Origin of the sequence: Nostoc sp. C057, assembly GCF_013393925.1 — a bacterium.
Classification (GTDB): Bacteria; Cyanobacteriota; Cyanobacteriia; order Cyanobacteriales; family Nostocaceae; genus Nostoc; species Nostoc muscorum_A.
Genome location: NZ_CP040281.1, coordinates 5,663,286 through 5,677,713 on the forward strand (window position 1 = coordinate 5,663,286; position 14,428 = coordinate 5,677,713).

Sequence of the window (14,428 nt, forward strand, 5' to 3'; positions counted from 1 at the left end):
GTAATATCAGGCGCTACCTGTGAAGGCAACTTCTGGAAATTTCAACTGAGCTTCTGCCATTGGACGGTTTCTACCTTCCTCTTGCCAGTAGTTAATCACTTCTGTTGCTTTATTAAGCAACTCAACACGATCCAGGTCAGTAATCCAATGTTTGGATTCTAATTCCTTTTTTAATTCTTCCCAGGCATCATTTCTGGGCCAAAAAAAGTACTTAGTCAAAGGACTGGTGCCTTTGCCTACAACTTGATCCACTGCGAGAGCAACGTTTTCGTCTAACCACAGAATTTTCAAAATAAACTTGGTCAATCACACCTCCGGGAATTTCCGGGCATTACTTAACTAGGATAGCGATCGCTTATTTTAACGCAATACCCTATCAAATGACCAAACAGTCATTGGATTGGGCTAGCATAAGGTGTAAGTCGGCGCTAACAAAGATGCTTATGACTACCCAACTGCCCCAATCTCAAACAAAATCTGATTCAGATTTGTATGAGCAAGACTTTTACCTGTGGATTCAAACCACAGCAGAACTGCTCAAGCAAGGTCGGCTCACAGAACTGGATTTAGAGAATTTGATTGAAGAAATTGAAACAATGGGTAGGAGTGAAAAGCGGGCATTGGAGAGCAATCTGGAAGTGTTGCTGATGCATCTGCTCAAATATCAAATTCAAACTGAAAGGCGCTCAAAAAGTTGGCAGTACACAATTTTGGAACACCGCAGGCGAATCCAAAAGGCACTCAAGGAAAGTCCGAGTTTGAAGCCTCACTTTGATCAGGTTTTCGACGAAAGCTATCAAACCGCTAGACGACTGGCTGTCATTGAAACTGGATTAGCCATCGCTATTTTCCCCGAACAATCTCCCTTCACGCCAGAGCAAGCCCTCGACCCCGATTTTTTACCTGAGTCATGATCTGACGTTTTATGATGATGTAAAACTCTTTTGCTTCCTTACCCCATGACTCAACAAACTTCTGCAAAAGCGATCGCTATTTTCGATATTGATGGCGTTGTGCGCGATGTTAGCGGCTCCTATCGCCGGGCGATCGCAGATACCGTAGAATATTTTACCACCCAAGCATATCGTCCAACCCCACTGGATATTGACCAACTAAAGTCTGAAGGCGTGTGGAATAACGATTGGGAAGCATCGCAGGAATTAATTTACCGCTACTTTGAAACCCAAGGACAGACCCGCGAACAACTACAACTAGATTACAGTGCGATCGTTGCTTTTTTTCAATCGCGTTATCGTGGCTCAGACCCAAATAATTTTACAGGGTATATCTGTAATGAACCCTTATTATTACAACCTAGCTATTTAGAACAACTTACCCAAGCCGGGATTGCTTGGGGATTTTTCAGTGGTGCAACTCGTGCTTCCGCTAACTATGTATTAGAAAAACGCCTGGGTTTGGAATCTCCGGTGTTGATTGCGATGGAAGATGCGCCAGGAAAACCTGACCCCACTGGGCTTTTTGCTACAGTTCGTGAGTTAGATAATGGAATTGAGCATAAATTAGCGATCGTGTATGTGGGGGATACGGTAGCAGATATGTATACCGTCGAGAAAGCGCGGCGTTTAGATTCTTCTCGCCCTTGGATTGGTGTAGGGGTTTTACCGCCCCATGTACAGGAAACAGCATCGCGTAGTGATGCTTATGGTGAGACATTACTAGCAGCCGGAGCAGCTGTAGTTTTGCGTAATGTGCAAGAATTAACCCCAAGACAGATTCAAGAATTGGTGAGTTCATCTATTTAATCTGTGTTCTAAGATTAATCCAGCTATGCGTGGATGAATGGCTAGCTGATAACGATCTTGCTCCAATTTATTGGGAGATAAATAAAAATGTCTGCACTTAAACTGCCTAACGGCCCTCAAACTCACCCTTGGGTACAGACGTATCAATGGCTGACTAACCCAGTGGAATATATGGAAGACTGTGCTAAAAGCTATGGTGATATGTTCACTCTCCGAATTGGCCCAGTTTTTACTCCTCAAGTCTTCATTAGTAATCCTCAAGCAATTCAGCAGATTTTTACCACAGATCCAAAACAGTTAGATTCTGGTACACCAGCAGGTTCAGGTTCGCCTTTATTGGGGCCAAATTCTCTACTATCCTTAGAAGGAAAACCTCACCAGCGCCAGCGTAAACTGCTGACACCTCCTCTACATGGGGAAAGAATGCAGGCTTATGGTGATTTAATCTGTGAAATTACCAAGCAAGTAACTAGTGAGTGGCCAGTCGGGGAAACCTTTACAGTCTTGCCATCCATGCAAGAAATCTCCTTTCAGGTGATTTTGAAGGCTGTATTTGGTCTAAAGGACGGGCTTCGTTATGAAAAACTCAAAGAAATCCTGATTGCGATCCTGAATCCAAAAAGACCTATTGTGCGGGCAATACTGCTCATGTTCCCATTATTACGACAGGATTTAGGGCCTCGCAGTCCTTGGGGAAGCTATCTACGTTTGCGGCAAGAAATGGATGATCTCATCTATGCTGAAATTCAAGAGAGGCGATCGCTTGCTGATGAGTCTCGAAGTGATATTCTGTCTTTAATGATGGCGGCTCGTGATGAAGCAGGTGAGCCGATGACAGATTTGGAATTACGTGATGAGTTGATGACTTTGTTGGTTGCAGGCCATGAAACTACAGCCAGTTCTTTGGCATGGGCGCTGTACTGGATTCATCATCAGCCTGAAGTCTGGGAAAAACTGATGCAAGAACTGGATACTCTGGGTGAGAACAAAGACCCAAACGCCATTTTCCGATTACCTTATTTGAATGCAGTTTGTTCGGAAACAATGCGCCTGTATCCAGTGGCGATGTTGGGATTAAATCGATTGGTTAAATCACCTCTAGAAATTGCAGGCTACAAATTTGACCCTGGTACTATATTGGTTCCTTGTATTTATTTGAACCATCATCGAGAGGATTTATACCCCAATTCCAAGCAGTTTCAGCCAGATCGTTTTCTAGAACGCCAATTTACTCCATCTGAATATTTGCCCTTTGGTGGTGGTAATCGTCGCTGTATTGGGATGGCATTTGCCCTATTTGAGATGAAACTGGTATTGGCAACTGTACTATCTAGCTGGCAAATAAAACTAGCTGATACAAAGCCAGTACTGCCGGTTCGGAAAAGCTTCTTGTTAGCACCAGGCGGTGGTGTACCAATGGTGGTAACTGGAAAGCGTCAGCAAAATCAGCGAGTTCTTGAGACTAACTTAGTGTAAAAAGTCTCAGAATCAGGTGGGAGCGATTGCTCCGCTTCCCCTTTTATTTACCTGTTAAATTACTGGATTTTCAAGAACTTATCCAAAGCTGTCACGAGGCTGGGAGGCCAACGGCGGATATTTTTTACCCAGTCGATATCTTTGTAGCGGCTATCAAGTCCATAAGCTGCTACCCAGTTACTTTCGGCTTCACCTTGTTCTCCATTTACCCAATATGCAGCTGTGAGGGCGGCACGCACATCAGCAAACTTGGAGTATTTACGGGCGATATTTCGCATCTCGCGGATTGCTTGCTCTTTTTGACCAGTTTCATAAAGAGCGAGAGCGTAGTTCGCACGGGCGAAAGCAAAATTTGGGGCTATCTCATTAGATTTTTTGTAGTCTGCGATCGCATCTTCCCATTTTCCTAAACCTGTTTTGGCATTTCCCCGATTGTTATACGCCATCGCATCGTTAGGATCGAGTTCTAAGACATGATTATAATCTGCGATCGCATCTTCCCATTTTCCCATCCCTTCCAATGCTGCACCCCGATTCAAATATGGATCGGTAACATTCGGCGCTAGTTCTATGGCTTTGTTATAATCTGCGATCGCCTCTTGTAACTTATTCTGACTCACCCGCGAATTTCCCCGGTTACTCCACGCCCCGGCATTCGTGGGAAATTGCTCAATAATCTTTGTCCAGTAAGTTTCAGCCGTCGCAAAGTCACCTTGATTCGTCGCTGTAAAGGCTTGATTTGCCCACTCATCGCCTTGTTTTAACTGTTCTTGAGTAATGGGCGGTTGAGATTGTGCCATAACTGGTGTACCCCAGCCAAACACGAGTAACAGACTGAGAAAAATACCAATCAACTTAATCATCTAGGTTTACCTAATTTGTTCTTTTTCATTTGTCATTGAGCAGAGGAATGGAGTTCAAAGGCTCATTAAAGGAGTTCAAAGACTCATTTACGAGTATCAATGCCCAATCCCCGTAATTACAATAATGACAACTGTTCATTAGGCGGCGTGAATCCCAAATGCTTATATGCTGCCTTAGTCGCCATCCTTCCACGATGAGTCCGAGTTAAATACCCAATTTGCATAAGGTAAGGTTCGTATACCTCTTCAATTGTTTGGGTATCTTCACCTGTGGCTGCTGCCATTGTTTCTAAGCCCACTGGCCCGCCGTTAAATTGTTCAATTATTACACTTAGCATCTGGCGATCTGTCCAATCTAAACCGCAAGGATCTACTTGGAATAGTTGCAATGCTTCAGATGCGATGATTTCATTAATCTCCCCAGATATTTTTACTTCCGCATAATCACGTACCCGTTTTAGTAGCCTATTTGCAATCCGTGGCGTTCCGCGTGAACGACGGGCAATTTCTGTAGCACCATCTTGTGTAATAGGGGTTTTGAGTAATTGAGCGGTTCGCAGTACAATTTGAGTCAGTTCGTCAACTTCGTAAAATCGGAGTTTTTGAATTAAGCCGAAGCGATCGCGCAGTGGTGAAGTTAAAGCACCCACACGGGTTGTAGCACCCACTAAGGTAAACTTTGATAGCGGCAAACTTCTAATCCGAGCGCTGGAACCCTTACCAATGGTAATATCTAAGCGATAATCTTCCATTGCTGGATACAGAATTTCTTCCGTCATCCGCGAGAGGCGATGAATTTCATCCACAAATAAGATATCCCCTGGCTTCATGTTCACCAGTAGCCCAACAATATCTCGTGGACGTTCTAGGGCTGGCGCACTGGTAATTTTGTAATTTACCCCCATTTCCGATGCTAAAATCATTGCCATTGTGGTTTTGCCCAATCCTGGCGGTCCATACAGCAGCAAGTGATCCAGCACCTCACCACGAGACTTGGCTGCTTTGATGGCAATATCTAGCACATCCTTTAAATCTTTTTGTCCAATGTAATCGGCAAATCGGTGCGGCCGAATACCTTCTTCCTGTTGTTCTTGTTCATCAATAGCAGCTTCAGGCTTCAAAATATTTTCTGTGGATGGTGCTTTCGCCGACTCCCGACGCTGCTTTGGTTCTCCGTTGGGTTCTGGAGGCTGTTTTTTCGAGGAGATTATCGCCATAATTCTTACAAGGTAGAGGTTACAGGGTAAAGGTTACAGGGAATGAGGTACAGGGTACAGTTACAGGGAATGGGGTACAGGGTAAAGGTTACAGGGTACAGATTATTCCCTATAACCTGTCACCTGTTACCTCTCCCCTAATCCCAATACCCGTGAAAATTTTCGTTTGGAAATACCCGCGCCAATTTAAAATTTAAATTCCGGTCAATTACCCAGAAGTACAAAAGTTATTATGTTATCTAAAAGAATCTTACCGTGCTTAGATGTGAAGGCGGGACGGGTTGTAAAAGGAGTTAACTTTGTCAATCTCCAAGATGCAGGCGATCCGGTAGAGTTGGCCAAGGTTTACAACGAAGCCGGTGCTGATGAGTTAGTATTTCTGGATATTACAGCTACTCATGAAGACCGAGCTACTATTTTAGATGTGGTCTACCGGACTGCTGAACAGGTCTTTATTCCATTAACTGTGGGTGGTGGCATTCAATCCTTAGAAAATGTTAAAGCTTTGTTACGAGCCGGCGCAGATAAGGTTAGTATTAATTCTGCGGCGGTACGTGATCCCGACTTGATTAATCGGGCAAGCGATCGCTTTGGTAATCAGTGCATAGTTGTTGCAATTGATGCTAGACGCAGAAATAACCCGGAAAATCCAGGTTGGGATGTGTATGTGCGGGGTGGCAGGGAAAATACAGGCTTAGATGCTCTATTGTGGGCACAGGAAGTTGAGAAACGCGGTGCTGGAGAACTTCTAGTAACAAGTATGGATGCGGATGGAACCCAAGCCGGATATGACATCGAGATTACACGGGCTATTGCAAACGCTGTAGAAATTCCAGTCATTGCTTCTGGTGGTGCAGGTAATTGTGAACATATTTACACAGCTTTAACTGAAGGCAAAGCGGAAGCAGCACTATTGGCATCGCTATTACATTACGGGCAATTAAGCGTAGCAGAAATCAAAAATTATTTACGCGATCGCAATGTGCCAGTAAGAACATTATCTTGACCCACAAATCACCTGTTAATGACATCTATCTGAGGTTAGACACACTTCTTAAAAAGGGTGTTAATATTATTTTACAAGTATTAACAAATATTAAAAAATATGTTGCTTCCTATTTTACTTTTTGATGTAGCTTTGGTAGCGTGGTCGCTGCACTTAATGGAAAAAGCCTACGAGAGTAAAGAATTTTCCCTCATGTTGGCTGGTACATTGGTTGCCCTGGCTGCTGCTGCCATGTTAGTAGTTTACTTTTTGATGGGGCACTGTATGACCTACTTGTTGCAAGTGTCGTTGTGAGTGTCTAGTGGTAGAGGAGATATTTAAAATTTAGTTTTCATAAAAAGCTTGACAAAGTGCCAAAATTAAGTGATTATGTATAATGGATTTTAAGGGGTTATAGCGCAGTTGGTAGCGCACCTCAATGGCATTGAGGGGGTCAGCGGTTCGAATCCGCTTAGCTCCATTCTTAAGTCCCTAATCTTCTTAGTAAATTGAGAGGGTTAGGAAAATTTTTTATGAGTTTTATTTGCTGTCTACCTAGCCAGTCTCGAAAGTTGGAATGATAGAGACTGTAATGGATTTCTAAGGCGATTCGTTTTTGCTGTAAAAACTCTAGCCCATTTTCTCGCACTTCCTCAACTTCATATTCATCAGTAAGCTAACGCGCCTACATATTGCAATATTTTCCGTGTAGACCGTCATTAGTCATTAGTCAAAAGTGTTTACCAAGGACAAAGGACAACCTCACCAGTTGATGTGCAATCTTATTTGCGTAACAGCTTATCAATGATTTGTGCAATACCTCGGCTATTTCAAGTTCTAAACTCGACACTTGGCTTTCAGACCCTCAACTACGGCAATATTAACCTTGCAACCATATCAACAAATAGATGCTTGCACACTAAAGATAGCCATCTATGGTATAGAAATGTATAGAATCTTGTAAAGATATAAAATATAGTTGTTAAATGCACACATTTCTAGCTTCTTCCTCAATGCAGCTGTCTGTACCACCAAATCACTTTCAGTCAATGAAGATTGTCGCACTGGGGGACAGCTTAATTTATGGATTCGGCGACCCGGAAAAAGGAGGCTGGATCGAGCAACTACGGCGATGGTGGATGTTGCCGGATAGTGCCGGTCATGTTCTTTATAATTTAGGGGTAAGAGGCGATCGCACGCAACAAGTAGCGCAAAGGTTAGAAGTAGAATTTCGCCACCGGGGTGAATTGCGAAATCGTGTCCCCGACTTGATTATTTTATCTGTAGGTGTGAATGACTCAGCGCGGTTAGCACGTCCCGATGGTCGCAGTTATACAGATTTTACATTGTTTGAAAAAGAAATTGCAACTCTTTTAGATTTAGCACAGCAACTCTGTCCTGTGTTATTTGTGGGCATGGTGCCAGTAGATGAAGCCAAGATGCCATTTTTAGATTGTTTTTACTATAATCATATCGATCAGTACCGCTACAAAGAAGCAACTCGACTTGCTTGTACCAAACGGCAGATTCCCTATTTAGATATTTTTGAGCAATGGATGGAACGCGGTGAAAATTGGCGGCTCAAACGCTTGAGTGAAGACGGTCTTCATCCCAATACACTCGGTTATCAAGCTTTGTTAGAAGATGTGATAAATTGGGATGCGATACATTCAGTAGGCTTTGCCAATGCAGCTTACCATTCTCAATTTAATTATCATCTTAAACAATCCTAATTAATATAGATATGTTGGTGCTTTGAAATTAGCCAAGATTGTCATATTTGCCATCTTCGCAAAAGCACCACAATCTCCCTAATTTTTTAATGAAGCGAGTCAAAATCTATCTATAAAAACTCTAATTTCTCTATATTATTCATTACTCCTAACTCATAACTCCTAACTCAGCACTCCTATGACACCAACTTTATTTGGTCGTTGGCAAACTCGATTATTATTACTTGCAACTGTGGGTGTACTTGTATCTTTGCCTTTTGCAATGGGTTGGATTGGCCCTGGTGCTAACTCAGTTTATTTTTGGATACTTCTTTATGTAGCCATATTTGGCTTAGGTTGGGATGTGCTTTATAACTATCTCCAAAAATCCCGATGGGATAGGGATTGGCCCGCAGCTTATCAACTCTTAGCTGGTATATGGGAATTAGTATTTGTGTTCTGTGGAGTAAAACTATTTGGCTTTTTACCAATACCTTTACCGAAAGAAGAATTACCGTTAACAGTTTTTCTACTGCACTATAGCATCGTGTGGCTAGCAGTTTTTATTAGTTCCCAAAGCCTAATGCGAATTATTTTCCTTCGTTGGCGTTTTCGGGGTGGTGAGTGGTTGTAAATTGCATAGGGTCTTGTACAGAACGGAATAAGAGTTGTAGAGAGTTATTGCATAAATGTTATTGTTATGCAAATACATCGGTTTGTAAAAATTAACTAATACAGCGTTTTTCAGGTAAATGAAGTACACAGATAGGGGCACAGCAGTACTGTGCCCTTAAAATCATCTGTACCTTATAAAGTTGCAATCTGCTGTATGTGGCGGTTTCAGTTTGGATGCAATATGTTGTATTGACACAAAGTTGTATCCGTTTTGACGAAAAATAGGGCAGTTGCTATCAAATTAAAAGCAGCTATCTTAATATTTCTAAAATTAGCACTTGTGCTGATGTATTCATCTATGAGAAAAACAGGACAAGCTTTGGAGTCTGAAAAGATTTTTCAATGCAGAGACGCATATTAAGGAAGTGCAATGTCAAATTTCGATCTGGTTATTCAGCTATTTTTGCAACTCACAGTTATTCTAGTCGCTTGTCGCATCGTCACGATTTTAGGACGGCGCTATCTTGGTCAAACCGATGTTGTTTGCGAAATGATTGCAGGTGTAATGCTAGGTCCATCGCTTTTGGGATTGATTGCACCGGATTTTCAGCAATGGCTTTTTCCTAAGCTTCCCATCATCACTGCTGTAGGACTCAAAATACCCAATCCATCAATGTCGATTTTATATGCTATCAGCCAGATTGGGTTGGTAATTTATATGTTTTTGATTGGTTTAGAGTTCAACACTAAACTCTTAAAACATCATATCAAAAGTGCAAGTCTGCTATCTGCGGCTGGAATTATCACTCCTTTTATTTTAGGAGCGATCGCATCTTTTTGGTTTTATCATAATGGCGATTTCTTTCAACCAAAGGTAATGCCTTGGTCAGCCGCTTTGTATCTGGGTGCGTCGATGACAATCACAGCATTTCCCATGTTGGCTCGCATTCTTTACGAACGCGGTCTTGCACAAACCCGCTTTGGGACTTTAGCTTTAGGTGCAGCATCGGTAGATGATGCAGTTGCTTGGTGTTTGCTAGCGATCGTCCTTGCTAGCGTGAAAAATTCTCTGAGCATTGCCATATTAGCAATTGGTGGTGGCATTTGCTACGTGCTATTTGCAATTTTTCTTGGTCAACCTCTACTGAGAGCGTTCACACGGATGACAAAACGCGATGCAGGTGTGAACAGACAAACTTTGACTTTGATGTTGATAATTTTGATGTTTTGTGCATGGTTTACCGATATTACAGGCATCTATGCAATATTCGGTGCTTTCGTGCTGGGAGCAGTAACACCACGCGGAGAATTTGCCCAACAAATTCGCCAATATACTGAGTTTTTAACTACTTCTTTTTTGCTACCGATATTTTTTGTCTTCTCTGGACTGAACACTCAAATTGGATTGGTAAACACGCCTACTTTGTGGGGAATTACGCTGTTAATTATTGCGATCGCAATTCTTGGTAAAGGTGTCGCTTGTATGTTGGCTGCAAGGTTAGCCGGGGAAAATTGGCGTGAATCTGCAACTATTGGCGCTCTTATGAATGCTCGTGGTTTGATGGAGTTAATCATCCTTAATATTGGTCTTGAGCAAGGTATAATTACCCCGACTTTATTCACTATAATGGTTATTATGGCAGTCATTACTACACTCATGGCATCACCACTAATTGCCTTTTTATTGCATGGTACAAGCTATGATCAGCCTTCTGCTTAAGCAAAGATAAATATAAAATTAAGTACCAATTAACTGATATTAGTTACATAGTAGTTGGGTAAAATTATCCGCTTAGACTCTAAGCTATAACGGCTAATTTGTTTGTGCCCACTTTTAACGAATACTACGAAACCAATCCCAATTATCTATTTTTTTGTATCGGCAATTCGGCAGTTATTCTAAATTTATCTCCTAAAATCATCAAAATTCATTTTTCAACTCTTCAAGTGCATCCTCTCAGTAATTGACATTACAACTAAGGGCAAATTAATCTTGGTTGTATCTAATGAACTTGACATTTTCAGACCCTTTAAAGATTCATCTTAGAGAAACCAGATAGTTAATTGTGAGGAAACCATGCACATAGTTATTCTCGTTCTGGTTGAAGTACTGATTATTATTGGACTTTCACGGTTAGTAGGGTTAGCATTCCGTTCCATTAAGCAACCTTTGGTAATTGGTGAGATTGTTGCCGGGATTATGCTCGGCCCATCTTTATTTGGTTTAGTTGCCCCCCATTTAGCAGTTACCTTGTTTCCACCAGAAACTATTCCTTTTTTAAATGTTTTGTCTCAGGTGGGACTAATATTTTTCATGTTTCTGATTGGGCTAGAACTAAATCCAAAATATCTTAGTGGGCAATTAGAAGTAGCTGTTTTAACTTCTCATGTCAGTATTTTAGTGCCATTTTCCTTGGGAACATTGCTAGCTGCGATTCTTTATCCCCTAGTTTCTAATGCAAGTGTATCCTTCACCGCCTTTGCCTTGTTTTTGGGGGCAGCAATGTCGATTACTGCCTTTCCAGTGTTGGCGCGAATCATTACTGAAAACAATTTGCAAGGAACGCGTTTAGGAACCTTGGCGCTAACTTGTGCAGCCGTAGACGATGTAACAGCTTGGTGTCTCTTGGCAGTAGCGATCGCAGTTGCTCGAACTGGTGACTTTGCTGGTGCGATACCCACAATTATCGCCAGTATCGTTTACATCGGCTTGATGTTGACGGCGGGACGTTGGTTCCTGCAACGCCTTGCCAGACACTACCTTCGTGCGGGACGACTCAGCCAATTGCTGCTAGCTGGGATTTATATGGCTGTGGTTGCGTCGGCATTAATTACCGAACTAATTGGTATTCACTTAATTTTTGGAGCATTTTTACTGGGAGCAGCAATGCCCAAAAATGAAGATTTAGTGCGGGAATTGGCAATAAAAACCGAAGATTTTGTTTTGATATTCTTGCTGCCGATATTTTTTGCCTACAGTGGCTTAAAGACACAGATTGGTTTGCTCAACCGTCCAGAATTGTGGCTTTTGTGTGCGTTAGTTTTAGGAGTTGCGATCGCAGGCAAATATGTTGGCACTTATGTCGCAGCCCGTGTCAGTGGCATTAGTAAACGGGAAGCCTCGGCACTCGGTTGGTTAATGAATACTCGTGGTTTGACCGAACTGATAGTACTAAACATTGGTCTAGAGTTAGGGGTAATTTCCCCTTTAATATTTACCATGCTGGTAATTATGGCATTGGTAACTACATTCATGACCTCGCCATTGCTGGAATGGACATATCCGAAGAAGTTGATCCGGTTAGATATGGTGGAACCGGAGTTGGAAGCAGAAACAGGTATAGATACCTCTGCTGAAGGTGAAACTTACCCTCATCCTTTCCGAATTTTGGTGCCAGTGGCTAATCCAAGTACCCAAAAAGGTTTAGTACAGTTGGCAGTAGCCTTGGCACAGCCCGCCGTCGGTGTGGCTCTCAGTTACCGATATCCTGCCATTGTTAACCCCCTTAGCCTGATTGAATTTCAAGAAGATTATGCCTTTGAAAGTACCCCAGTTGAAGCAGACAGATTAATCGCCCAGCGCCGCCAGCAACTAGAAGAATTAATTAATACTCTCGAACCGTCAGAAACTCGTTCTTGTGTGCATCCTATCGTTCGCATCTCCAGCAACGTTGCCCGCGAAACATCACAGATTGCCACATTAGAACAAGTTGATCTAATTCTTGTAGGCTGGCATCGGCCAGCTTTTAGTAGTAATCGTTTAGGTGGACGAGTCGGACAAATACTTACCACCGCCCCAGTAGATGTAGCAGTATTTGTAGACAAAGGCAAAGAGCGATTAGAAAGTCTACTTGTACCTTATTCTGCAAATATCCATGATGATTTAGCACTAATACTAGCTTTAAGACTGCTAATCAATCGTGAGACTTGTATGTTGCAAATATTACAGATAGCAGCAAATCACACTAGAGAAGAATTGAGTTACGAACTGCACACGATGATGGAGCAGTTGCCCACCAGTGTACGCGATCGCATTCAAATTAAAATTGTCGAAGCCCCAGAACCAATCCAAGCTGTAATTCAAGCCTCAGAAGGTGTTGACTTAACTATTGCTGGCACCAGCCGCACTTGGGGTATCGAACGCCAAACCTTGGGAAGATATACAGATCAATTAGCTATCCAATGTCGTTCTTCCCTGTTGATTACCCGCCGCTACAGTCAAGTTACCGCTCACCTTGCCTCTATGCTGCCTGAAGTTAGTAGTCAAGAGCCAACATTGAGGAATTGAAATTATGAATCATTTCAAGTTCAAATCTTTGGCTTTTTACGGAGTAACAATACTTTCAGTACTAGTGTTGTTTAAAACTGTAAGCGTTTACGGGGAAAACAATCTTAAGGCTCCTCCACCAGTGAACGGTAGGTATCGTCTAACCCTGTCAGAGAATTTGCCGAACTGTGAAAAATCGGATACTCTAACGTTAAACATTCAGCAGTCGGGTATTTACTTAAATGCCTCTGTATTACCGGCAAATGCTAACGCCGATACTGACGAAAAGCACTCTCTGGCAGGCATCTTCAGAAATCAACAGTTAAATTTATCTGGAAAAGTTGGTAGATCAATCCTTTGTAATATTCCTCGCCCTCAAAACGATCCTCTGAAGTCAGTCACAATTCAAATGCAACTTGTGGATAAAGTTAATATGACAGGTCAATTAAGCGTAAATGGCATTCCACAAACTCTAAAATTTACTGCTGTGCCCGAAAAAGCTAATTGAATTTGGGGGTGGGTAGAGACGCGATTAATCGCGTCTAGGGATTTAAAGCGCGAAGTAAACAGCAATGTGAGCGCATTGTATGGGTTTTATGGAGCAGATAAAAAGAATGGATCAGGGACTAAAGACTAGGCAATTTTGCCAATGGCGCAGGCAGCTATTTAACATCAGTCTATTAGGCTTTTGTGCAGCGATCGCCCTTGAAACTTGTACTACTGCTGCTACACCAGTAGCAAAGCTAGATAATTGGCGTTTTTCCCCAAAAACACAGCAACTCGAAATCAACCTTTCAGCAGGCACAACCCCCCGTTATTTCTACTTAGCCCAACCCTCTCGGCTTGTTGTAGATTTACCGAATACCAAGTTGGGCAAAGTTACCACACAACAAAATTATTCTGGAGCAATCAAAAGCATTCGCGTTTCTCAACTGAATGCAAATGACACACGCATTGTCTTAGATTTAGCACCAGGGACTGCTTTTAATCCTAAACAGGTACAACTGCAACCAGTTTCCCGAAAAAACTCCACTCGCTGGGTATTACGTCCCGTTAGTTCTGGTAAAACTACTGCCACGAAACCAGGAAACTCTGCACCTTCACCCAAGAAACAACCTCAAACACCGTATAAGTCACAGCCGCCTAGTAACCTACCCGTAACCACTACTAATCTACAAGCGCCATTACTCACAGTTCCGCCTATATCAAATGACCTGCCCACAACAATTACTAATAACTCAGGGCAGCCTTTTGTTACCGTACCTCCCCTAAATCCGAATACATCCTCTCAACAACCTGCTTTGATTCTTCCACCTCCTTCTTTCCCAAATCAACCCGGTAACTTAAATAGCATTCCTCCTTCTGTTACGTCAGAATTTCCAGTTCCAACAATCCCCAATGCTTCCAATCCCCAGGTAATCGAGTTTGGCCAACCTTTACCCAAAACTAAATAAAAATTGGGCATTGGGCATTGGGCATGGAAAATCGAAGCAATGCCCCATCTACTATGCGCCATGCCCTAATAATATT

General features: G+C 42.4%; 14 protein-coding genes and 1 tRNA gene. 12 read left to right on the forward strand and 3 right to left on the reverse strand.

Going from position 1 to position 14,428, the window contains the following annotated elements; genetic code table 11:
* Positions 1–6: 6 nt before the first annotated feature.
* A complete protein-coding gene (locus tag FD724_RS24200; RefSeq protein WP_094333099.1) occupies positions 7–306 on the reverse strand; it encodes a 30S ribosomal protein PSRP-3 in 300 nt (99 codons plus the stop codon).
* A 137-nt stretch (positions 307–443) separates the two neighbouring features.
* Here FD724_RS24200 and FD724_RS24205 point away from each other — a divergent pair, with 137 nt between their 5' ends.
* From FD724_RS24205 to FD724_RS24215, 3 genes are all read left to right on the forward strand, one after another.
* A complete protein-coding gene (locus FD724_RS24205; RefSeq protein WP_179074374.1) occupies positions 444–914 on the forward strand; it encodes a DUF29 domain-containing protein in 471 nt (156 codons plus the stop codon).
* Between the two features lie 45 nt (positions 915–959).
* Positions 960–1,763: a TIGR01548 family HAD-type hydrolase gene (locus FD724_RS24210; protein ID WP_179074375.1), complete on the forward strand. Its 804-nt coding sequence runs from the start codon at positions 960–962 to the stop codon at positions 1,761–1,763.
* Between the two features lie 87 nt (positions 1,764–1,850).
* The gene (locus FD724_RS24215) at positions 1,851–3,239 is read left to right on the forward strand and encodes a cytochrome P450 (RefSeq protein WP_179074376.1); all 1,389 of its coding nucleotides are present in this window, start codon (positions 1,851–1,853) and stop codon (positions 3,237–3,239) included.
* Between the two features lie 59 nt (positions 3,240–3,298).
* On the opposite strand, the gene FD724_RS24220 is transcribed toward FD724_RS24215, so the two are convergent.
* The gene (locus tag FD724_RS24220; RefSeq protein WP_179074377.1) at positions 3,299–4,102 is read right to left on the reverse strand and encodes a tetratricopeptide repeat protein; all 804 of its coding nucleotides are present in this window, start codon (positions 4,100–4,102) and stop codon (positions 3,299–3,301) included.
* Positions 4,103–4,218: 116 nt separating this feature from the next.
* Positions 4,219–5,319: a Holliday junction branch migration DNA helicase RuvB gene (gene ruvB, locus FD724_RS24225; protein WP_179074378.1), complete on the reverse strand. Its 1,101-nt coding sequence runs from the start codon at positions 5,317–5,319 to the stop codon at positions 4,219–4,221.
* Between the two features lie 232 nt (positions 5,320–5,551).
* On the opposite strand from ruvB, the gene hisF reads away from it, so the two are divergent.
* The 9 genes from hisF to FD724_RS24270 all read left to right on the forward strand — a co-directional run bounded on the left by hisF (position 5,552) and on the right by FD724_RS24270 (position 14,352).
* On the forward strand, positions 5,552–6,325 hold the full coding sequence (gene hisF / locus FD724_RS24230; protein WP_114081963.1) for an imidazole glycerol phosphate synthase subunit HisF: 774 nt from the start codon (positions 5,552–5,554) through the stop codon (positions 6,323–6,325).
* Positions 6,326–6,424: 99 nt separating this feature from the next.
* Positions 6,425–6,619 carry a hypothetical protein gene (locus FD724_RS24235; RefSeq protein WP_012410736.1) on the forward strand — a complete coding sequence of 65 codons (195 nt, stop codon included), beginning with the start codon at positions 6,425–6,427 and terminating at the stop codon, positions 6,617–6,619.
* Positions 6,620–6,712: 93 nt separating this feature from the next.
* Positions 6,713–6,785, forward strand: a tRNA-Ala gene (locus tag FD724_RS24240).
* A gap of 505 nt (positions 6,786–7,290) precedes the next feature.
* Positions 7,291–8,037 (forward strand): GDSL-type esterase/lipase family protein, encoded by a 747-nt coding sequence (locus tag FD724_RS24245; RefSeq protein WP_179074379.1) that lies wholly within the window; start codon positions 7,291–7,293, stop codon positions 8,035–8,037.
* Positions 8,038–8,215: 178 nt separating this feature from the next.
* Positions 8,216–8,650: a hypothetical protein gene (locus FD724_RS24250; protein ID WP_114081974.1), complete on the forward strand. Its 435-nt coding sequence runs from the start codon at positions 8,216–8,218 to the stop codon at positions 8,648–8,650.
* 411 nt (positions 8,651–9,061) lie between these two features.
* The gene (locus FD724_RS24255; RefSeq protein WP_179074380.1) at positions 9,062–10,351 is read left to right on the forward strand and encodes a cation:proton antiporter; all 1,290 of its coding nucleotides are present in this window, start codon (positions 9,062–9,064) and stop codon (positions 10,349–10,351) included.
* A gap of 357 nt (positions 10,352–10,708) precedes the next feature.
* Positions 10,709–12,919: a cation:proton antiporter gene (locus FD724_RS24260; protein WP_179074381.1), complete on the forward strand. Its 2,211-nt coding sequence runs from the start codon at positions 10,709–10,711 to the stop codon at positions 12,917–12,919.
* A gap of 4 nt (positions 12,920–12,923) precedes the next feature.
* Positions 12,924–13,406 (forward strand): hypothetical protein, encoded by a 483-nt coding sequence (locus tag FD724_RS24265; protein WP_114081977.1) that lies wholly within the window; start codon positions 12,924–12,926, stop codon positions 13,404–13,406.
* 106 nt (positions 13,407–13,512) lie between these two features.
* Positions 13,513–14,352, forward strand: a complete 840-nt coding sequence (locus FD724_RS24270) for an AMIN domain-containing protein (RefSeq protein ID WP_179074382.1) — start codon at positions 13,513–13,515, stop codon at positions 14,350–14,352.
* The last annotated feature ends 76 nt before the right edge of the window (positions 14,353–14,428 follow it).